This window comes from Algoriphagus sp. (assembly GCF_030694375.1).
Taxonomy (GTDB): Bacteria; Bacteroidota; Bacteroidia; order Cytophagales; family Cyclobacteriaceae; genus Algoriphagus.
In genome coordinates, this window is sequence record NZ_JAUXYL010000040.1 from 40,137 (window position 1) to 62,608 (window position 22,472).

The following is a 22,472-nucleotide window of genomic DNA, read 5'->3' on the forward strand; positions in this document are numbered from 1 at the left end:
ATTCAAGGTGGTGATATTAAGCCAAAACTAGTCAAAAGGCCTCAAAATTCAATTTTTGGCAGAATTGGATTTACTTGCGGGATATATAATAGTCTATAAAAATTATAGGGTATATAGGAATATAGAAATTCAACTTCTATATTTGAACCACCATTATCACAAAATCCCTTTTACATGAGCGCAGTTGCCCAATTTGTCGATTCGGAATTGAAACCAAATCCTTGGACAGTAAGTAATTCCCCTGAGTTAGCGAAGATTAAAGTAAGTAATCAGGAAATTCTTAAGATTTTTTCTCAACCTGTGGCTAATCACATGCAAGGGATGTGTCGCTTTGAAAATGGGTTTGAGCAACTTTTGCCTTTGTTCCGCGGCCTGATTCTATTGGGGAAACCAAACTCGCTCAGCCTGATCTATGATTTTGACCATGCGCAGGTATTCTTTACTTTTTCTAAGACTGAGGAGAAAGCAGTGGTTCATTTCTTCAACCAAATCATCGAATTGCTAAAAAGAGAAGTGAAGTTCAAGGAGATTCTTTCAAAAGTCATCGAAAACAACAGACGCTTTCAAGCCGAACAGTCATTATTGCAATTAGCTTTACATGGTGTCGCTTGGGATTAAGTTTGCATGTAGTCAAGTCATCCTTTAAATCAAAAATCACCTTTCAGGAACTTCCGGAAGGTGATTTTTTGAGTGTATTGGATTTTTAATTAAAGCCAATCATATCACCCTGCCTGCAAGGTATCGTTGTACTTCATAGATATCGATGCTCTTGTTGAATTTCTTCGATACAGAGGGCAAAGCCTCGCTTGAGATCCAAATTTTAAGTTCGGCATCCAGTTCAAAAGTGCCAGCAGTCTCCAACGAAAACCGCGTGATACTTTTGTAAGGCATAGACTTGTATTCCACTTTGCTGCCCGTTACGCCTTGCACATCGATCAAGATCAATCGTTTATTGGTGAAAATGAAGGTGTCACGGAAGAGCTGAAACCCCATGTCGATTTGTTCTCCGTCTGCCAGGAGACGACCATACTTTTCTACAAGTTTCTCGAAGGAAACTTCACTGGAATTCCCCAATATTTTATTGAATAGACTCATAAAATGGTTGTAGTTGACTTAGTTTGAATTTGAGTTGAAGTTAGGTAATTCTACCTGAGTTATGATCCATTTCTTGGCTTTATCCTGACTGAATTAGCCCCAAACTCCCCAACTTTCTATCCCCACAACACATGATAATTGAATTTGATAATTGATCATTGAAAATTTGCCTCCCGTTGTCCTGCTTCTCCAGAAGCCGAATCACTTCATTACCTGCCTGCCGGAGGTAGGTTCAAAATTTAATATTCGACATTCGAGATTTTATAACTTCCTAACTTCCATACCTTCAAACTCGCAAACCCCATACTACATCGGACAATGTTAACCAAAGGAATTTGGCTACCTTTTTTTATAGCTGCTAACCCTAGTCGATTTTTAACACAACATTATCTTTTTCCATCAGTTTGATAGATGTGGGGGTTTTTTCATTTTCGATTTGATATCCCCCGATAAAAGCGCAATTTTTGCAGCCTCACATTATTCAAACAATCCCAGGTAAATGAACCGATACATTGATCTAATCCAACAGACTTTTGATTTTCCTACCAAAGAGTTTCATGTAGAGAACAATGAACTCTTCTTCAATGGAGTCAATCTGATGGAAATCATTGACACTTATGGCACACCGCTAAAGCTGACCTATCTGCCAAAGATTTCGGAAAGCATCCAAAATGCAAAAACCTTTTTTGGTAATGCGATTGAAACTCATAACTATCAGGGGAAATATACCTACTGCTATTGCACCAAGTCCTCGCATTTTAGCTTTGTGTTGGATGAAGCGCTAAAGAATGACATCCATATCGAGACGTCCTCGACTTTTGATATTCCCTTGGTGAGAAGTCTTTTTGCAAAAGGGAAAATCACCAAAGACACCTTTATCATCTGCAATGGCTTCAAGCGTGAGCTCTACAAAAAATACATCACCGAGCTACTGAATGACGGATTTCACAACTGCGTGCCTATACTGGACAATATCGGCGAGATCGACTATTACCTGGAGCATGTGAAAGTTCCTTTTCAGGTGGGAATCCGTATCGCCGCAGACGAGGAACCTAAATTCGGTTTCTACACCTCCCGTCTCGGTGTGAGGTACAACGATATTCTGAAACTTTACGAAGAAAAAATCAAGGATCATCCTTTGGTCAGCCTGAAGATGCTGCACTTTTTTATCAATTCAGGCATTAAGGACACGGCGTACTACTGGTCCGAATTGACCCGTTTTATTCAGAAATATGTAGACCTGAAAAAAATCGCTCCAACGCTCGATACCATGGATATTGGTGGCGGTTGGCCGATCAAGACGAATGTGTTTTTCGATTACGATTACCAATACATGGCCGATCAGATCGTCAAAAACATCAAGTGGATGTGCGCCAAGAACAACACCACGGAGCCCCATATTTTCACCGAATTTGGCAGCTACACAGTAGGAGAGAGTGGGGCAGTGCTTTATTCCGTTCTGGAAGAAAAGCTCCAAAACGACAAAGAGCTTTGGTATATGATCGACGGTTCTTTTATTACCCAACTTCCGGACAGCTGGGGACTCAACCAAAAGTACATTATGCTTGCGGTGAACAACTGGGATGAAACCTACCAAGGAATTTCGCTTGGCGGCCTGACCTGCGACAGCATGGATTATTATAATTCCGAAGCTCACCAATTCAATATTTACCTGCCTAAAATCGAACCCGGAAGAAAGCAATACATCGGCTTCTTCCATACCGGGGCCTATCAGGAATCCCTGGGAGGCTACGGCGGGATACAGCATTGTCTGATTCCTGCACCCAAGCATGTCTTGATCGATCGGGATGAAAACGGAAACATCACTCACCGCCTCTTCGCCAAAGATCAGACAGAGGAGAGTATGCTGAAGGTGTTGGGATATTGAGGAGCTGGAAGGAAGTAGGCAGTTTGCAGTTGGCAGTGGGCAAATCCTTGAGAATTGAACATTGAATTTGAAAATTGATCATTTTCCTCACCTCACCGTCACATGATAGCAACTCTGCTTTCGCTCCTTAATGAAGAATATTTTGTTGGCAGCTTGAAATTCATTCAGCACTGTTTCCAGATCTTTTTGGGCGGAGCGGTTCCCGCCTTTTTTCCCATTGAATCGGATGTAGGAGATGTCAAAGGAGACTCCATAGGAATGCGAACTGATACCTGCCGTGGCATTTCGATTTCGCTTTCTTAGGTTTTGCTGTTGTTCGGGAGTTCGGGTGACGGACGAAACCGTAAAAAAACTTTCTTGCTTGGTAAGTGATTGAAAAGCTTGACCAATCTCCTCCAAAATTACTTTCGAGCGTGGAGTTACGTAAGGGTGGCTGTGAGTGAGTTCATCAACCCGATATCCATTTCCTTCGGACACCAAAACCAACTTTTTTTCCTGGATGAGTTGGGTGAAGTGTTCTTCACTTTCGATCAGACCAAATCCGTTGTTTTCTCCGGCGACAAGGTGGTTGTCGTATTCTTTGGTTATTTCTCTGGTAGGCACTACAATCTCCGGATTGGGTATAGGAACTTCCACCACGATGGGTTCAAATATTGGTTGCGGTTCTGGTGCTGGAGAATGGTTGGTTAAGGCGGAATAAGTCTTTTTCAATTGCCTTTTTATTGCCGGTAAAATTTCATCGGAGGCCAATGCTGCTACTGAAAAAAGTACAAAAAAAGAGGCAAGAAGAATTAGGGGAAGTTTTTTCATTGATACTTGGGTACTTTTATTCCGGATGGGTGATGTTGAAATCCGGGCGATTCACAATGCACAGGTTAGCAAACATTAATCCACAAATGGCGAATTTGGGTTGATTTGAGAAATAGAAGGGTATTTTTTGAAGAATGGTCTTAACCATCTCTGAAGGTCAAGGCAAAAGGATTTTTCAACTGCAAAGATTGATGAAGGTTCGCGAAAAATAGATTTTTTAAGGGGATTGAACTACTCAGGAATGCCTTGACAACCACATAGTCACATAGAAACCATAGCTTAAGATCTTGAGAAATGATAACCTATGTGCCTCCTATGTTTCTATGTGGTTGTTTTATATTGCGAAGATTCAAGAAGGTTGCGAAGGGATTTTCATTTGGCAGATTTCATTTTTAAATCAAAGTGCGACAAAGATTGACTTAGAATTTCGGTTTTTCAACCTGGAGAAATAGCCATTTTTCTATCTTTAAATTAAATTCAGGACGATTGAAAAAACAAATTTTTGAAATCTATTTTCTTACCTTTTGTAAATCCTCGAACTATGAAAAAGGAAGCCATTAAACTATTTGAAGAAAAGCAAGTGCGCACGCTTTGGGATGAGGAAAAAGAGAGATGGTATATTTCAATTGTTGATGTGATTGCCGTCTTAACAAATAGCACCAACCCAAGAAAGTATTGGAGTGTAATGAAAACTAGGCTAAAAGCAGAAGGAAGTCAGTTGGCTACAAATTGTAGTCAACTGAAAATGAAATCTGCTGATGGCAAATTTTATCTTACCGATGTAGCTGATACCGAGCAACTTTTCCGTTTAATCCAATCTATTCCTTCACCCAAAGCCGAACCGTTTAAACTTTGGTTGGCTCAAGTGGCATCAGAGAGGCTTGACGAAATGCAGGATCCTGAATTGAGCATTGATAGGGCGCTTGAGCAATACCTGAAGCTAGGTTATTCTGAAAACTGGATAAACCAACGCCTCAAAAGCATTGAGATACGGAAAGAGCTTACTGACGAGTGGAAGAAGCGTGGTTTGAAGGAAGGGGTCCAATTTGCCACGCTTACAGATATTATCACAAAAGCTTGGAGCGAAAAATCCACCAAAGAATACAAAGTGTTAAAGGGATTAAAAAAGGAAAATCTTCGGGATAATATGACCAATACGGAGCTGATTTTAAACATGTTGGCAGAAGCGTCGACCAAAGATATCTCCGTGGCAGTAAACCCAAAAGATTTTGAAGAGAGTAAAAAAGTAGCCAAGCAAGGTGGGAATGTTGCAAAAGTGGCACGACTGGAATTGGAGGCCAAAACAGGAAAAAAAGTTGTTACTGCCATTAATGCTAAAGATACACTGCTTGGAGTGAGAAAGAAGGATGGATTAAATCATGAAAAAGGGGAGAAGGAATAGATTTAGATGTAAAACTATATCAGTGAACTAGATTTCGAACATTCAATCCAAGTATTCTAAATTTTTATTTTGGGACTTAGTCATATCAAAACCATTCCTTCCGCATCACAACAGTCGGATAGGTATTGGAATGAAACCGCTCGATCAGGCCCTTGATTTTTGGGAGTTCGTATTCCATAAAGTAGCGGGCTGTCTCGATCTTGCCGAAATAGAAATCCTGTTCGGTTGCACCAGTGTTCAAAGCTTTCTGTGCTGTTTTGGCCTGCTCAAGCCACATCCAAGCGATGCAGATGATTCCGCTTGATTCCAGAAAAAGCGTGGCATCTGACAGAAAAATCTCCGGCCCCTGATTCATTTTGAATAGGAGTTGCGCTGCCCCATGATTGAATTTTTTGAATTGACTTTCAAAGGTTTGTGTCAGTTCACCTAAAGCTGAATATGCTTTTGAGGATTCAATACTTTCCCCGATTTCCTTTTGCAAAAGCTTCCAGCCCAAACCTTCCTGAATCAGGACTTTTCTCCCTAATAGATCCAAACCATGAATTCCTGTTGTCCCCTCATGAATCGGATGGATGCGTGCCTCACGATAATATTGCTCCACCGGGAAATCGGTGGTGTAACCCGCACCTCCCAAAACCTGCACTGCGGCTGAGGTACTTTGCACTCCCATCTCAGATGGATAACTCTTGGCAATAGGAGTCAGCAGATCCAATAGTACCTCCATCTCATTCTTCAGAACTTCATTTTCTTCATGCGCGATTTTATCGGAAAGGATTGCGCAATAAATTAAAAGTGCCAAAGAACCTTCTACCACGCTTTTCTGGAAAAGCAGCAGCCGCTTTACATCCGCATGCTCGATAATTGGGACCTGCGCTTGGCTGAGGTCCTTTTCATTGATTTTGCGGCCTTGGGGTCGTTCCTTGGCATATGCCAAAGAAGCCTGAAACGCCGCCAAAGCGATCGCCACTGCATTCATACCCACGCCCAATCGCGCCTCGTTCATCATCTGAAACATATATTTCAATCCCTGATTGGCCTCACCTACCAAATAGCCTTCACAGGCATCGTTGCTTCCAATCATCAAATGGGCAATAGGTGCGCCCTTGTAGCCCATTTTGTGATAGATTCCCTGAGTCAGCACATCGTTTGGCTCACCCGAGATCCGTTTTTTAGGGACGACAAACAGAGAAATGCCTTTGGTGCCGGCGGGTGCGCCCTGTATCCGGGCAAGCATCAGGTGGATGATATTGTCGCAGGCATCATGATCTCCTGCGGATATGTAGATTTTCTGTCCTTTGATCCTGAAAACTCCCGGTGCTTCAGTTGGGAAGGCTGTGGTGGAAATGTCTGAAAGCGAACTGCCAGCATCGGGCTCGGTTAAGGCCATCGTACCTTGCCAAGCTCCGGAGTACATTTTCGGAGTGAATTTCTCGATTAATTCTTTTGAGCCAAATGTCCGGATAAGGTTGGCTGCACCGGTGGTCAAAAATGGAAAAACGCTGGCAGAGTAGTTAGCCGCCTGAAATATAAAGCCCGATGCAATGTGAATTGTCCAAGGAAGTTGCTGCCCGCCTTCTTCATAAGAAAACAGCGCATTGATCCAGCCATCTTGACCAAATTGTCGGATGATGGTCTTCATGCCTGGGTTGATTCGAATTTTTCCATCTATAAGTTGGGGTTCATTTCGATCCATTTCAGTGAGGAGAGGGCGCAGAGACTTCTCGGCAATTTGTTCTGCTGAGTCCAAAACCAATCTAAACGTCTCCTCAGAATGATCCGCGAAATAGGGGATTTGGGTTAGTTCAAGACAGTTTTGGTTTTCAAAAAGCTGGAATTGCAGGTCTCTTTTGGAATAGAATCGGGTCATGAGGGTTTAGGCTTTCGGATAAATATCGGGTAATCTCTGAAATATTCCATTGGTTTTATTCTCTCACAGATTTCTCAGATGGGCACAGATAAATTTCCCATCTGTGGTGATCTGTGGCATCTGTGAGCCTTTTAATATTTTCTAGTAGCCACAATAATCCCCGTGGACCAATTGAGCTTTGTGATGTTTAAGAAAGGGTAAGACTCCAGTTTTTTGACAAACTTTTCAGCTTTTTCAGGGTGTCCCTCCGGCCAATTCGGTTGAGGCAACATATCATCAACAATGTACAACCCACCGATATTCAGCATTTCCAATACTTCATCAAGCAGAAGATATTTGCCATGCCAGGTATCAGCGAAAATGTAATCAAATCGACTGTCCCTGTTAGACTCTACCCATTTTTCCCCATCAATCAATTCCAGTTTCAGGCGAGGATCACTGCCTAAAAATTTCCGGGCAATCGACAAAACTGAATCATCAAAATCGATAGAAGTAAGCATGGCGTTTTCATCCATTCCATCCAGTATCCAAGCCGTCGAAAGTCCTGTACCCGTACCCAATTCCAAAAATTTCCCTCCAGGTTTGGTTACTGCCAAGGTTCGAAGAAAAGAACATGCAGCAAGGTCGGATGCCATTGTAAATCCACTTTCTTCGGTCGCTTTTTGGATTTCAAGATAGGATTGAGGTAAAGGATCGTAGCTTTCGTTCATAAGATTTGATGGTAAAAGGGCTCGTTTATAATTCGAATAAAATGGAAAAATCCACCTGAATCGTTTCAGGTGGATCTATTGAAATATTAAGAATTTTATTGATCAACTATAGTCAATGTGTTTTGAAATTAGAACCCAGAAACAAAAGACAAGAATTTTAAATATCAGCTCCTCGATATTTACATTCTCGAGGTTATATCTATTGGATTTATAATCCCTTTTGAATGGATGTCATATATCGGTCATTCAGAGCTGGATTTAACAACGAAAGAAAGACGGTGAACACTATAAAACTGCATGCTGACTGCCTACTCAGTACTCACCCTTCAGCACTCACAACTTACAATTTACAGCTTCCAAACCTCCCCACCTCCTAACTTCCTATCCTCCAAACCTCCTAGCTCCCCGCCTTTTTCACCCAAAGTAAAGCCTCTTCCACACCGCGGATTTCGGCCAGACCTTTGAGTCTGCCAATGGCAGAGTAGCCCGGATTGGTCTTTTTATGTAGGTCGTCCAACATCTGATGTCCATGGTCAGGGCGCATGGGAAGACTCTTGCCTCGTTTTTCCTGCACTTTCAGAATCTCATCAATGACTTCTACCATGGGTACATTTCCTTCGAGGTGGTTGTCTTCGTAGAAGTTTCCTGCCGCGTCTCTTTTGGTGCTGCGCAAATGTATAAAGTGGATGCGATCCCCAAATTCACGGACCATCGCCGGAAGATCATTGTCCGCCCGCACTCCGTAGGACCCGGTACAGAAAGTCAGTCCATTGTGATGGCTTGGAGTTTCTGAAAGTATTCTGCGTGCATCTGAAGCCGTACTGACGACTCTCGGAAGTCCATAAAGTGAGAAAGGTGGGTCATCGGGATGGATGCAGAGGTAGACTCCCACTTCTTCTGCTACGGGCGTGACAGCATCCAGGAAAAGTCTGAGATGTTCTGCCAGTTTTTTGGCATCGATTCCTTCATAGGTTTTGAGCATTGCTCGAAACTCATCTAAGGTATAGCCAATTTCAGATCCCGGCAGACCTTTCAGAATGTTTTCTTTGATCAGCTGCTTTTGCTCATGATCCAATCCTTCATAGTAGGACTTTACTTTCGCTATTTCTTCTGGGGAATATTCTGAGGCCGCTTCAGGTCTTTGAAGAATAAATAAGTCAAATGCCTGAACCGCCTTTTTTTCATAAAGAAGTGCTTTTGCTCCGTTAGGAAGTTCATATTCCAGGTTTGTCCGGGTCCAGTCCAAGATTGGCATGAAGTTATAGCAAACAGTGTAAACTCCTTCTGCAGCAAGATTCCGGAGGGTTTGCTTATAGTTTTCGATGACCTGCTCAAAGTCTCCTGTGCGGGTTTTGATCACTTCATGTACCGGAACTGACTCTACCACAGACCAAGTAAGGCCTGATGCTTCGATCAGTTGCTTGCGCATTCGGATTTCTTCCCGACTCCAAACTTCCCCGTTGGGAATATGGTGAAGGGCATTCACTATCCCGGTGGCACCGGATTGTAGAATGTCCCGCAAACTTACCGGGTCTTTGGGGCCATACCAACGCATGGTCTGTTCCATTTTATAGCTCATGGAAATGGGGGTTTTGTGATTGGTTATTTGGTTATGGGTTACTGAGTTATTTGTGAGTGGGATTTGGGTAAGTGGTGAATTGTTAAGAGTTAAAAGTTAATGGTTTATTAGGATACTACTAACTACTAACCTTTAACTATTAACAGAAATCAAACACCCGAATACGCACTGAATCCTCCATCCACGGCCACAATAGTCCCGGTGACAAAAGCAGAAGCATCGCTGCAAAGCCATTGCAGGGCACCCAAAAGATCCTCCGGCTTTCCAAAGCGATTCAAAGGGGTATGTGTAATAATCTGGTTTCCGCGTTGGGTCAGACCGCCGTCTGCCTCTGTCAAGAGCGTTCGGTTTTGCTCGGTCAGGAAAAAGCCCGGAGCGATCGCATTGACCCGAAAATCGGGACCATGTTTTTGGGCGAGCTCCACTGAAAGCCATTTGGTGAGGTTGTCAATGGCAGCCTTGGCAGCCGCATAACCCATCACTCTGGTCATAGGTCTGCTTGCAGCCATTGAGCTGACATTCAATATATTTCCTTTGCCTTGCTTAAGCATCAATGGAAGCAAAGCCTTGATTGGAAGCACCGTACCGAGGTAGTTTAAATCCATCACTTTTCTCAATGAAGCAGTATCCAAATCCAGGAAATTCTGATCGGGGCGGATCACCGCTCCGGGCATATTTCCACCCGCCGAATTGATCAAGACATCGATATGTCCATGGTGAGATTCGATGACTTTGGCGACTTTTTCAAGGGAATCCTCATCGGTCACATCGGCAAAATAGCCGAAAGCCTTTCCTCCTGAAGCATTGATTTCATTGACTAATTGATCTACTTTTTCGGGGCTGCGACCAAGGATCAATAGCTCAGCACCTTGAGAGGCCAAGTGCAAGGCCATCGTGGTACCCAAGACTCCAGTAGCACCTGAAAAGGCGATTTTCTTTCCTTCCAAGGAAAAAAGATTAATAGAGGGCATTAAAGTTTATAGTTAGATGGAGAGAAATCGAAGTAATTTTTAGCGTTTTGATAGCAAATATCTGTAATCAGTTGACCGAGCCACTTTTCATCCCAGGGGAGTTCGCCGTTTTCTACGTCTTTCCCGAAGAGATTGCATAGGATTCTACGGAAGTATTCATGGCGAGGAAAAGAGAGGAAGCTTCTTGAATCTGTCAGCATGCCGATAAAACAGCTCACCAAGCCCATGTTGGAGAGGGTGTTGATTTGCTTTTCCATGCCGTCTTTTTGATCGAGATACCACCAGCCCGAACCGAATTGGATTTTTCCTTTGACCGAGCCGTCGTTAAAGTTTCCGATCATCGTTGCCAAAACTTCGTTGTCCCGAGGGTTTAGGTTGTAAAGTACGGTTTTGGCCAATTGATCCGAGGAATCGAGGTGGTTTAGAAAATCAGCCATGGCAGTGGCTTGATCATAATCTCCGATGGAATCAAAGCCGGTGTCAGGGCCCAAAGTTTTGAGCATTCGGGAATTTGTATTTCTCAATGCACCCAGGTGAAACTGCTGCACCCAGCCTTTGGCATGGTACATTTTACAAAGCTTCTGAAGGGTTTTGAACTTGAAATGCTGGATTTCTTCTTTTGTAAGTGGATTTCCACGAAGGGCTTTTACCAGAATGCTATCCGATGAAAGCTGCTCATCCTTGGAGAAAACCAGACTTTCCAATCCATGATCAGAAAGTCGACATCCTCTGCTGTGAAAATAATCTACGCGATTGGATAAAGCCTCGATCAATTTGTCAAAGGAGGTGATCTCAAAACCTACAACGTTACCTAATTTCTGAAGGTAAGCCCGATAGCTTTCTGCGTTTTCTATGGCAAAAGATTTATCTGGTCGAAATGCGGGGTAGAGTTTAACTGGCCTATTTGCTGAATGATAGCTGATATGATCGGCTAAATCATCGCAAGGATCATCTGTGGAACAGACTACCTCCACATTCATTTTCTCCAACAAGCCTTGTGCTCGAAAATCGGGATTTTGAAGCATCTCGGAAGTTTGGTGATAAACCTCCGCTGCATTATTCCCATTGAGTAATTCATCAATTCCAAAATACCGCCTCAATTCCATGTGAGACCAATGGTAAAGCGGATTTCGCATGGTGAATGGAACAGTTTCAGCCCATTTTTGGAATTTCTCCTGATCCGAAGCGCCTCCTGTGATGAAATGTTCATTGATTCCCAGCGTGCGCATCGCCCGCCACTTGTAGTGATCACCGGCCAGCCAGACTTTGGAGATTGTCTCAAATTGCCTGTTTCCAGCAAGTTCAGCAGGAGGGAGGTGATTGTGATAATCTATTATCGGAAGGTTTTTGGCGTAGTTGTGATATAGGATTCGGGCAAAGTCAGAGTGCAGTAAAAAATCCTCTGTTAGGAAGGAATTTTGGGTTTGAGTAGAGATCATATTGCAGGGTCAGGAGAGGCTTTACAGGAATAGTATTACTAACCTAAATTTACCCCGAAAACGTACTTGACGGTTATCAAAATACGGAAACGTTTGCGAAATTATTTAAGTGGATAAATTTCCTTATTTTAGAACAGTTGAATTTATTCGACAAAGTTAAAAGCACTATTAACCCAAAATACCATGAGTTCCGGAGTCAATTTAAAAGCACTTGCAGCTGAGCTGAAACTTTCACCCTCCACGGTGTCACGTGCATTGAATGACAGCTATGAGATCAGTGAGGCGACCAAAAAGAAGGTCGTATTCATGGCTGAGAAGATGAACTATCAGCCCAATCCATTTGCCAGAAGTCTCAGAGAAAACAAGAGCAAGACCATAGCTGTGGTCATGCCGGAGCGGATGAGCAGTTTTTTTGCAAAGGTCATAGACGGAATAGAGGAGGTAACTCAACAGCATGGCTACCATCTGCTGGTTTATAGCACGCATGAGGATGTAGAGCGGGAAAAAAAGATCATCAACCTTCTGATGAACGGTCGGGCTGATGCCATCGTCATGTCTGTTTCCAGTCAGACAAGCGATGTGTCACATTTGGCGAGATTGCATGAGCGGGGCTTTCCTTTGATCTTTTTTGATCGAATTTGCCCGGATATACCTACTACCAAATTCATCACCAATGACTACGAGAGTTCGTATGAAGGCACGAAGCATTTGATTCAACAGGGATGTCGAAAGATCGCCTTTTTGATGCTTTCCAAAGAGTTGTCCATCACCAAAGAGCGGTATCGGGGTTATCTGGATGCGCTGAAAGCTGCGGGACTTTCCCCTACACCGTCTCTCCAAGTCACCTGTGCACATGACGAAGAAAAAAACATTGAGGCAATTCGTGCCATGCTGACTTCTGCCGACCGGCCTGATGGCTTGTTTTCCTCTGTAGAAAAATTGGCTCTTGCGACCTACCACGCCGTAAAAAGAACTGATATCAAAATTCCTCAGGATCTTAAAATCATCAGCTTCTTTTCCAATCTCAGTATAGCAGGACTGTTGACGCCATCGCTTACGACCATCACTCAGCCTACGTTTCAGATAGGTGAAGAATGCGCCAAGCTATTGATCAAAAAGCTGACTAAACCCCGTCAGCCGGATTTGCCAAATCAGTTGATCAGTATTCCATCAAAAATCACGATTCGATCTTCGACTATTGCGGTCTAGGAATTGGTTTTTATGAACATTCGGTTTTCCAACAGTAGGCAAATTTAATTTTGGTTACCGGACGATTGTCAGATGACCGATGACCGATGAAGCCCAAAAATCAAGTGTTTCGAACATTTTTTTTTAAACTACTGGTAAGATTTCGGAAATATATTAGTTTATCAATTTGTTTGGTTTCTTAAAAACGAAAAACAGCTCCGATTTTCGGAGCTGTTTTTTTGGATAGACCTGTCAGGTTTTCGAAACCTGACAGGTATTTTAAATTCAATCAATACCCGGTATTCTGAGGGAAGCCTGATGCCCCACCTTCTGCCCGGTCGATCTGATTCTGAGGAATCGGTCTCAACACATGGAAGTCCTTGATATTTGGAGCTGCCTGCGCATTGTGCTGCTTCACACGCTGAACCAAAACACCCCAACGCTTCAAATCCAACCATCTGAATTGCTCACCGGTAAGTTCCCGAGCTCGTTCTTCCACGAGGAAGTCAAATGTCATCTGAGCGGGAGTAATTTCCATAGCAGCAGCTTTGCCTGGGAACGCAGCTCTTCTTCTGACCATATTGATAGCCTCAGTCGCTTCTGCCACTTTTCCCTGACGGAAAAGAGATTCAGCCAGTAGAAGGTAGGTCTCTCCCAATCGCATGGCGATAAAATCTCGGCCCCCTTCAAACTGCGTCAAATCGGCTCTTCCCGGATCCAAATGCTTTTTCAATCCTGGGAATAATCTTTCGTCATATCTACTTGGTACCAAAACCTGATACTTTTTCTTGGCTCGCTCTGCGAGTGGCATTTCAAATCCCGGAATATAAATCGCAGTATCACCCAAGGCAAAAGTCACGCTTGGCTTGGACAGGTCAAAGGAGGTATTGAATGTCCCGGGTCTGTTGGAATAATAGACATCAATAAATGATTCTTTATATCGGCTATCATTTACACGGTCACCAAATACCGTATTGATGGCATAAGGGGTCATACGATAGCGTTTGAACGGACGTCCATTTTGGGTATCTCTTCTCATGCCTGCCTGCACATCATATTCCATCAGGAAGAAAACATGGGAGTTATTTCCTCCACCGTTTGTCAAGGGGTCACGGGTATATTGAATGGACCAAATTACCTCATCATTCCGTTCGTTATTAAACTGGTGAACCTGACTGTAAGCTGGTAATAGTCTGAAGCCGTAATCATTGATCACACTTTTCAACAAAGGTTCTGCGCTGGCATAATCGGTAGGCTTGGCAGCTTCAGAAGTAGCTCTGGTGAGGTATACTTTTGCTAATAGATTTTGTGCCGTTGGTCTAGTTACTCTTCCGAACTGGTTGGAAGCTTTCACCGCCTCCAAGTCAGGAATTGCCGCCTGCAGGTCTGCTACGATGGCATCATAAATTGCCGCCACAGGAGCTCTGGTAACTTTCTTATTTGGCACCTTATTTTCAGAAAGCTGCAAATCTACCGGACCAAAGAGTTGAACTAATAGGAAATAGTTGTGTGCTCTAATAAACTTGACCTCAGCAATCCGTTGTTTTTTGATTGCGTCACTCACTCCGGTCACATTGGCGGCCCGATCAATCACTGCATTACAGGTATTGATTCCCCGATACAATTCATCCCAAAGTTCCCGGACGTGTCCATTTTGGGAATCAAACTCATTAGTGTAGGTGTTCATGAATTTCCAGGAACCATCTGCCCCATTGGTATAGATATCCGTTCCGAATTCAGACATGTTATGTCCTCTTTCAGTTCCATACCACGATCTCAAGGATGTGTAGGCCGCGTTTACTCCGTCTTGGAGTCCACTTGCTGTATTTAAGTAATCATTCCCGATTTGCGAGATTACATCTTCCTGTAAGGCATCCTGACATGAAAACGCAAATGAAAGCGTCAATGCCAATGCACTTGATTTGATCCAGGATTTGATTTGATATGAATTAGTTATTTTTTTCATGGTTCAATTTGCTTGGAGATTAAAACTTCACGTTGACACCGAATGTGAACTGAACAACCGGAGGGGTTACGTTTGCTGTTATTGCACCAGCTTCTACTCCCTGCTCTCCATCCATAAATGTCTCAGGGTCTATTCCTTTGTGGACGGTTCTGTATTCTGAGAATATAAATGGATTTTGTATACTGCTGTACACTCTCAGGCTGCTAAATCCAATCTTTTTCAAGGCTACATCACTGAAGGTATATCCGAAATTGATGTTTCTGACCTTAACAAAAGAGCCATCGAAATAAGCCATGGAACTGCTGTATTTTGGGAACTCCTGATTCTCGTTTGGCCTTGGATACGCGTTGGTAGGATTGTTTGGAGTCCAATAGTCCACAGCCAAGTTATTGTATCGGCCAAACAGGTTATTGTTGCTCGTGTGGAAAAGTGATCTGATCATTGATCCTTGTCTGGTGAAGATGAAGAAAGACATGTCAAATCCTTTGAAGGAAAATCTATTGGTCATACCCAATGAGAAATCCGGAACCGCTGATCCAAGAAACTGTCGGTCAAGGGAGTTGATTCGTCCATCCCCATTGAGGTCTTGTACTTTAATTTCCCCGGGCTTATCACCGAAGGTTGCAGCCAAATCTTTCTCGGATGTTTGCCAAATTCCGACTTTCTTCAAATCGTAGAATATTGTCAAAGGCTTACCGATAAATCTGCCTGCGGCGATGTCATCTCCATTAGGCAGGGAGATAATTTCTTCTCTGTTTCTGGTGAAAATGAAATCTGTTGACCAAGTGAAATTTCCTTTTTCCATATTCAGAGTAGATAAGGTAAGTTCTACCCCTCTGTTTTGAGTTTCACCGATATTGGTAATGAATCCCCCAAAACCAGTCGAGTTAGGCAATGGCTGTGGAGCCAACAAGTCTGTCGTATTGGTAATGTAATATTCGATGGAACCCAATACACGACCTTTGAAGAATGAAAAGTCAAAACCGCTGTTGAATGTGGTTGAGGTTTCCCACCTTAAATCCGGATTCCCAATCGAATTTGGTCGGTAACCAAATGCAGCCGTATTATCCCACGCGTATGAAGTTCTTCCCAAAAGGGCCTGAGTTTGATAAGGATTTATCGCTTGGTTACCGATCGAACCGTAACTTATTCTGAACTTAAGCAAATCCACTTTGGTAGAATTTTTCAGGAAGGATTCCTGATGCATGTTCCATCCAAATGCCACGGAGGGGAAATAACCGAATTTATTGTTTTCACCGAATCTTGAGCTGCCGTCAGCCCGAATGGTACCTGTCAACAGGTATTTTCCTTTATAGTCGTAGTTCAGACGTGCCATATAAGAAAGTAATGACCATTCAATCAAGTTGGTATTGGCACCGGTAATTTGGGCTGCATCACCTAAGCGATGATAAAGTTGAGAGGGCGCAGGGATACCCTGTACATTGATATTTGTTTCTTCCCTTCTGTCCTGTTGGAAAGATTGAAGTGCTGTGACATTGAAGTTGTGAACAGAATTGAATGTTTTGTTGTAGGTCACAATGTTTTCCAATGTGTAGTTAAATTCAAAACGCTCAAAAATACTTCCTGTAGGAGGTCCGCCTCTTCTTGCATTGGTTTGCGAACCGGTAAATCTTCCCACTCTTCGAATGTTCAAATCAGGACCGAATACCACTCGGTAATTCAATCCTTTGGCTATTTCCCAGTTACCGTAGAAGCTGGTAAAAGCACGGTATCTTCTGGTTTCATCCAATTGTGCTCCGGGTACGATCTCGGCGAATGGATTGGTTCTTAGTCCGTCTGTAGTTGGTAAGAAGATCAAATTACCATCGTCATCGTAAGGTTTTCCAAGTGGGTTTTCAGCCAAGGCACCGCCCAATGGATTGAAATTTTCTCCATTTCGATCACTGCGTGTAAATAGGGTAGAGGTTCCTATTTTAATCTTGCTGGTGATCGCGTGATCCAAATTCACTCTGAACGTGTAACGGGTAAAATCCTGATTATAAATAATACCAACATCCTTGAAATAGTTAGCGGAAATAAAGAAGGTGGTTTTGTCACTACCCCCGCTTACACCAACTTGATGGCTTTGAATATTTCCGGTTCGAAGTAAGCCCGCAGGATAATCTGTGCTTCTTCCTAAGGCGATGCTTTCTAATTCGATAGGCTCAAAGATTTTTGCATCAGCCTCAGCTGTGGCAGGGCCTTCAGGGTATCTGCCGGTGGCTCTCCGGGATTCTCTTTTGTATTCGGCAAACCCAGGTCCGTCGAAAACTTCAATTCTTCCCAACTCTTTATTGGAGCCATAGTACGAGTCAAAAGAAACTACTGTTTTGCCTACATTACCTCTTTTTGTGGTAATCAGAACGACACCATTAGAACCTCTTGAACCATAAATTGCAGTGGCAGATGCGTCCTTTAATACTTCCATAGAAGTAATGTCCTGCGGATTGATATCATCAAGACCGCTTACAGTGGGAATTCCATCGATCACATAGAGTGGCTCATTGGATGCGTTGAACGAACGACGCCCACGGATCCGGACCTGAGGTGCAGAACCGGGCTTGGATCCTGCCTGAGTCACATCCACACCTGCTGCACGGCCTTGAAGAGCCTGACGGGCATCGGTGATTGGGAGTTCTTGGATTTCTTTAGTCCCGACCGAGGAAATCGCACCGGTCAACTGGCTCTTTTTCACTGTTCCGTATCCTACGACTACCACTTCCTCAAGGTCAGAAAGGTCGGGAGAGAGGCCTACGTTGATTTGGCTTCTGTTTCCTATGGATTCCTCCTTGGGATTGTAGCCGATAAAGGAAAATACCAGCACGCCTGAGGCTGGGCCGGAGATGGAATACTTACCATCTAAATCTGTTGTGGTGCCAGTAGTGGTGCCCTTAAGGAGAATAGTCACACCCGGAAGGGGTGATCCTGTTTCATCCGAAACGGTCCCGGTCACTTGGACATTCTGTGCTTGTGCATAGCCTACACTAAGCAACAGCATCAACACCACCGATAGGCAGGTGTAAAATTTTGTACGCATAAGTAAAAGGGGTTATTGTTATAAGATAGAATTGGTTCATTAATCAGGTAGAATTTGGTTATTCATTTTTAAGGCTTTTCAAAATGACGAGCGGAAAATAACCTCAGTTTTCCTTCTTAAAAGGTAGACAGAAGGATAGGGATGATCAAACCCTAAAAGCCCGTAATTACGGAATCGATTGCGAGATGATTTCGGAATTAGAAAAAGACGAAGACAAATTCCTTTTTTTGAATTAAGTAAAAAAAAACACCTGCATCCGAATCGAAAGCAGGTGTTTGAAATTAAGAAAACCAATCTTTGTTTACGCAACTATATTTTTGGAGGCTCCCAGCCTTTTTGATATTCCCTTGTCCAAAGCGCTTTTGCTTTTTCCGAGTTCTGAATGTGGCCATTTTTAGGATCACAGATCAAGCTTTCTCCGGTTCTGCTGCTGATATTTGCCAAGTGGCAGAGCAGGGTGGAAACCGCACCTTCTTCGATATTGGAATTTTGCTTTTCCTTTCCTCTCACTGCATTGAAGAAATTGACCACGTGCGTGGTGCTCATGTCTCCGCCACCCCCGAGCTGCGTACCGCCTTCCGAGCCGCCGCCCATGTTTTCTTTTACCAGTTTTCCACTTCGGTCAAACTGCTTGTATCCGCCTCGATCCACATAGACCGATCCCTCAGTTCCGTAAATGATTGTACCCCGGTCGGAACCATACGTTTTGTAGCTGTTTCGGCTTTTTCCATCCCATTGAATGACTTTGTTGTCACCAAATTTGAATGTCGCATCCATCGTGTCGTACATCGTCCATCCATCTTCGGGATAGTGCATTTTGCCTGCTACCACCATCACCTCACTTGGATAATCCACTTGGAGAGCCCAGCGTGCCACATCCAATTCATGTGTGGCATTGTTGCCGGTTTCGGCCGTTCCGTAATCCCAACCGTACCAGTGCCAGTTGTAATCCCAAGTGTCGTGCATGTAGGGCTTGCGGGGAGCAGGGCCTTGGAAAAGCTCCCAATCCAAACCGGCAGGAGCGGCCTGAGCTTTAGGGTTAGGAACTACACCTCTATTATTGCTGTAGAAAGCCTTTGCCATAAATGCCTTTCCGATCGCTCCGTTATGAATGGCGGCGATGATCTCCCGGCTTTCAGGCGCAGAGCGCTGTTGATTCCCCATTTGGACTACTTTGTTGTACTTCTTTTGCAGGGCAATCAGCAATTCGCCTTCGCGTGGATTGTGGGAGCAAGGCTTTTCTACATAGACATGCTTCCCCCGCTCTAAGGCCAGCCAAGTTCCCGGAGCATGCCAATGATCCGGAGTTGCATTGATCAGGACATCGACTTCCTTATCATCAAGCACTTTCATGATATTTTGCTCCTGTTTTGGTGCATAGCTGATGTACTTCTCGAAGTTTTTGGCTGCTTTTGGCATTTGAGATTGCATGGCATCACAGATGTAAAGCAAGTTTACATTGCTGGAAGTCAATCCAATTGGCTCGTAAAATGCCCCCAATCTTCTTCCCAATCCTGCAATGGCGACATTCAGCCGCTCATTTGCACCGATGATTCTTCCGTAGGATTTAGCAGAAAATCCGACAGCACCCAAGGCCGAAAGGCCTATGGTCGCTGCGGTACTTTTCCTGATAAACTCTCTTCTATTTTGCTTACTCATTAGTTAAGCGTTTTGATTTTGATGTTTTTGAAGCTCACTTCGTCACCGTGGTCTTGAAGCAGGATATGTCCTTCAGCAGCCTCCCCGAAGTTTTCCCAGATTTTGTATTTGCTATTGGCTACCAAGTCTCTGTATTCCTTTGAACCTCTCACATATTCTACCACTTTCACTCCGTTGAGGTAGTGCTCCACCCGGTTGTCGGGATAGACGACCACGCGACCTTTGTTCCATTCGCCGATTGGCTTCATGAAGCGGGGTTGCTTGTCGGCTTTGATCAGATCATAAAGAGAAGCAAGCGTGCGATTTCCCGCGATTCCCATTTTTGCATCAGGATGCTTTTCATCGTCGAGAATCTGATACTCCAGACCGATTGCTGAACCTTTGCTCTCCTCAGAAAGAGTCACAAAGTACTTCAGGCCACTATTTGCACCTTCGGTCAATTTAAAGTCAAAAGCCAAGTCAAAGGCTGAGAATTTTTCTGTGGTTACGATGTCTCCTGCATTTTGGGATTCGCTGCCGTCTGTCTTGGAGATGGTCAGTATGCCGTCTGCCACATTCCAACCAGACTCAGGGAATGTTTCTTTTTTGGCGCCTCTCCAACCTTCACTATTTTGACCGTTGAAAAGTAGTCTCCAGCCCATTGCTTTTTCATATTCTGTCAAGGTATTTAGGCTGTTGCTGACCACGGGTAGATCTTTTTTGAAGGCTTGAGATTGAAGATTTTCAGTTTGTATTTTCACATTTTTGAAATAGGTTTTCCTTCCTGCCTGAGTAGAATCCCGGATGCTGTGCACCTGTAGACCGATGAAACCTGTTTTGTCCATGTCATCGACTACATAGGCTACTTCCTGACCATTGATCCAGGTTTTGAGTTCGTCGCCGATAGCTTCGATGCGGTAGTGATTGTATTCACCCATTTTGAAGGCGGTTTTTGCCTCAGGGTTCAGTTCCAAAGGATACAGCCATCCTCTTCTTGCCTCGTCGTAGATTCCTCCGGACCATGCCCGCTCAGTTGGATCAGCTTCGATCTGATAGCCAAAGACCAAGCCTTTGCCCTCTCGGGCAGCCGGATCAAACTGGCCTCGGGCCATTACGCCGGAGTTGCTTGTCACATCTTCTACTTTTAGGTCGAGTTCGAGGATAAAATCTCCGTAGGTCGCCTCTGTAATCAGAAAGGTATTGGGAGAACCGGCCACTGAGGTTCCGATGATTTCACCGTTGACAACTTCATAAGGAGCTGTTCCGGCTACTACTTTCCATCCGCTCAGATCTTTACCATTAAATAATTCTGTCCAACCATCTTCAGCTTTTTGCTCTTGGGAGCAGCTGAGCAGGGCAATGCTTGTTAGAACGAAGAGACTTTTTCGTAGGGAATAGTTCATTGAGTTTTGGGTTTTTGATTTGTTTAAAATTCCAGATAAATGCCAGTGGGGACAACACTTCTGAATTTCAATTTACGGAAACGATTGCGAGTTATCTTTACCAATTATGGATAAATGGTCTTTTACTGGCATTTTTCAGGAAACTCCCAAATCACTTGCTTACTTTTGCGCATGATTGATTTTAACCTGAAAGGAAAAGTTTTTATCACCTGCAAAGATCGCTCGGTGAGTTATCTGGAAAAGGAAGTTCGAGAGTTGGGTTTTGTTCCTACTGCTGTCATCCGTACGGGCATCGAACTCCGGGCCAGTCTAGAGGACTGCATGGACCTCAACCTTCATCTGAGGACTGCATCTCATGTGCTCTATGAAATCAAATCTTTTTACCTCCAAAATGCGGATGACATCTATCGCAAATTCAAGTCCATTGCCTGGGAGGAATATTTGGATGTGGATGGGTATTTTTCGGTAAACTCGGTGGCCGAAAACGAATCAATCACCACACCTCTAATTGTCAATGTAAAAGTAAAAGATGCCATCGTGGACCGTTTTCGGGAGCAAAAGGGCAGAAGGCCGGACTCAGGATCTGATTTTGATGGCTTGGTGATTCAGGTTTATTGGAAAGAAACGCAGGCTTCGGTCTATATCAATACATCCGGTGAAACGTTGGCAAAGCATGGCTACCGTAAAATTCCCGGCAAAGCACCTATGATGGAAGCTTTGGCAGCTGCCACGATCTATGCAACGGAGTGGAATACCCGAGTGCCATTTATCAATCCGATGTGTGGATCCGGTACATTGGCGATCGAAGCAGCGCTGATGGCGACTAAACGCTACCCTGGCCTCTTTCGAGATCATTATTCCTTTCAGCATGTCCTGGGCTACAGTGAAGAAGCTTTTTTGGCCAAAAAGAAAAAACTCGAAAGCAAGATCGTGGAGGCAACCGAAGTTAAGATCATCGCTTCGGATATTTCCTTGCAGGCGATTTCATTTGCCAAAGAGAATGCGGTCTTTGCCGGAGTTGATCACATGATCGAATTCCAGACCTGTGATTTTGCTGAGACGGAAATTCCTGAAAAGCCCCGAGGTGTAATCATATTCAATCCGGAATACGGAGAGCGATTGGGAGAGAATGAGGAATTGGAAATCACTTACAAGCGGATGGGAGACTTCATGAAGCAGAAGTGTGCTGGATATCGGGGGTATATTTTCACCGGAAATCTGGAACTTGCCAAGAAAGTCGGCCTGAAAGCCAGTCGAAGGATCGAGTTTTGGAACGGGACGATTGACTGTCGCTTGCTCAAATACGAGCTGTTTGAAGGAAGCAGAGAAAGATAAGAAGGCTTATTGTTGAATTGATAAACTGATAAATGGATCTATGTTCATTAATAGCAGCGCTTATCAAATAAATCTATGCATTTCAATTCAGCATTGACTCCTGCCAAACTGTAGACAATTTGCAGCCTAATACTTCGCTCGCAG

General features: G+C 43.8%; 16 protein-coding genes. 5 read left to right on the forward strand and 11 right to left on the reverse strand.

Features of this window, described 5'->3' with window-relative positions; translation table 11 throughout:
- The first annotated feature begins 174 nt into the window (after nt 1–174).
- On the forward strand, nt 175–618 hold the full coding sequence (locus Q8M62_RS14670; RefSeq protein ID WP_304899704.1) for a hypothetical protein: 444 nt from the start codon (nt 175–177) through the stop codon (nt 616–618).
- A 99-nt stretch (nt 619–717) separates the two neighbouring features.
- On the opposite strand, the gene Q8M62_RS14675 is transcribed toward Q8M62_RS14670, so the two are convergent.
- Entirely contained in the window at nt 718–1,095 is a 378-nt protein-coding gene (locus Q8M62_RS14675) for a PH domain-containing protein (protein ID WP_304899703.1), read from the reverse strand.
- A 499-nt stretch (nt 1,096–1,594) separates the two neighbouring features.
- Here Q8M62_RS14675 and Q8M62_RS14680 point away from each other — a divergent pair, with 499 nt between their 5' ends.
- Entirely contained in the window at nt 1,595–2,983 is a 1,389-nt protein-coding gene (locus Q8M62_RS14680; RefSeq protein WP_304899702.1) for an arginine decarboxylase, read from the forward strand.
- A gap of 87 nt (nt 2,984–3,070) precedes the next feature.
- Here the strand turns inward: Q8M62_RS14680 and Q8M62_RS14685 are convergent, their stop codons facing one another.
- Nucleotides 3,071–3,793, reverse strand: a complete 723-nt coding sequence (locus tag Q8M62_RS14685; RefSeq protein WP_304899701.1) for a DUF5715 family protein — start codon at nt 3,791–3,793, stop codon at nt 3,071–3,073.
- A 541-nt stretch (nt 3,794–4,334) separates the two neighbouring features.
- On the opposite strand from Q8M62_RS14685, the gene Q8M62_RS14690 reads away from it, so the two are divergent.
- The gene (locus tag Q8M62_RS14690; protein WP_305668189.1) at nt 4,335–5,195 is read left to right on the forward strand and encodes a Bro-N domain-containing protein; all 861 of its coding nucleotides are present in this window, start codon (nt 4,335–4,337) and stop codon (nt 5,193–5,195) included.
- Nucleotides 5,196–5,280: 85 nt separating this feature from the next.
- Here the strand turns inward: Q8M62_RS14690 and Q8M62_RS14695 are convergent, their stop codons facing one another.
- The 5 genes from Q8M62_RS14695 to uxaC form a co-directional block, all read right to left on the reverse strand.
- Nucleotides 5,281–7,062, reverse strand: a complete 1,782-nt coding sequence (locus tag Q8M62_RS14695; RefSeq protein WP_304899699.1) for an acyl-CoA dehydrogenase — start codon at nt 7,060–7,062, stop codon at nt 5,281–5,283.
- Nucleotides 7,063–7,193: 131 nt separating this feature from the next.
- Nucleotides 7,194–7,772: an O-methyltransferase gene (locus Q8M62_RS14700; protein ID WP_304899698.1), complete on the reverse strand. Its 579-nt coding sequence runs from the start codon at nt 7,770–7,772 to the stop codon at nt 7,194–7,196.
- Nucleotides 7,773–8,169: 397 nt separating this feature from the next.
- Nucleotides 8,170–9,351, reverse strand: coding sequence for a mannonate dehydratase (uxuA, locus tag Q8M62_RS14705; protein ID WP_304899697.1), 1,182 nt, complete (start codon nt 9,349–9,351; stop codon nt 8,170–8,172).
- Nucleotides 9,352–9,500: 149 nt separating this feature from the next.
- Nucleotides 9,501–10,322 carry an SDR family oxidoreductase gene (locus Q8M62_RS14710; protein ID WP_304899696.1) on the reverse strand — a complete coding sequence of 274 codons (822 nt, stop codon included), beginning with the start codon at nt 10,320–10,322 and terminating at the stop codon, nt 9,501–9,503.
- Nucleotides 10,322–11,761 (reverse strand): glucuronate isomerase, encoded by a 1,440-nt coding sequence (gene uxaC / locus Q8M62_RS14715; RefSeq protein WP_304899695.1) that lies wholly within the window; start codon nt 11,759–11,761, stop codon nt 10,322–10,324. The genes Q8M62_RS14710 and uxaC overlap by 1 nt, the downstream gene beginning before the upstream one ends.
- A 183-nt stretch (nt 11,762–11,944) precedes the next feature.
- On the opposite strand from uxaC, the gene Q8M62_RS14720 reads away from it, so the two are divergent.
- Nucleotides 11,945–12,970 (forward strand): LacI family DNA-binding transcriptional regulator, encoded by a 1,026-nt coding sequence (locus Q8M62_RS14720; protein WP_304899694.1) that lies wholly within the window; start codon nt 11,945–11,947, stop codon nt 12,968–12,970.
- 268 nt (nt 12,971–13,238) lie between these two features.
- On the opposite strand, the gene Q8M62_RS14725 is transcribed toward Q8M62_RS14720, so the two are convergent.
- From Q8M62_RS14725 to Q8M62_RS14740, 4 genes are all read right to left on the reverse strand, one after another.
- Nucleotides 13,239–14,915 (reverse strand): RagB/SusD family nutrient uptake outer membrane protein, encoded by a 1,677-nt coding sequence (locus Q8M62_RS14725; RefSeq protein WP_304899693.1) that lies wholly within the window; start codon nt 14,913–14,915, stop codon nt 13,239–13,241.
- Between the two features lie 19 nt (nt 14,916–14,934).
- Complete coding sequence (locus tag Q8M62_RS14730; protein WP_304899692.1) at nt 14,935–17,952, reverse strand: TonB-dependent receptor; 3,018 nt, start codon at nt 17,950–17,952, stop codon at nt 14,935–14,937.
- A gap of 309 nt (nt 17,953–18,261) precedes the next feature.
- Nucleotides 18,262–19,611, reverse strand: a complete 1,350-nt coding sequence (locus tag Q8M62_RS14735) for a Gfo/Idh/MocA family protein (protein ID WP_304899691.1) — start codon at nt 19,609–19,611, stop codon at nt 18,262–18,264.
- Nucleotides 19,611–20,993: a DUF1080 domain-containing protein gene (locus Q8M62_RS14740; RefSeq protein WP_304899690.1), complete on the reverse strand. Its 1,383-nt coding sequence runs from the start codon at nt 20,991–20,993 to the stop codon at nt 19,611–19,613. The genes Q8M62_RS14735 and Q8M62_RS14740 overlap by 1 nt, the downstream gene beginning before the upstream one ends.
- 171 nt (nt 20,994–21,164) lie before the next feature.
- On the opposite strand from Q8M62_RS14740, the gene Q8M62_RS14745 reads away from it, so the two are divergent.
- Complete coding sequence (locus Q8M62_RS14745) at nt 21,165–22,328, forward strand: class I SAM-dependent RNA methyltransferase (RefSeq protein WP_304899689.1); 1,164 nt, start codon at nt 21,165–21,167, stop codon at nt 22,326–22,328.
- Nucleotides 22,329–22,472: the final 144 nt, after the last annotated feature.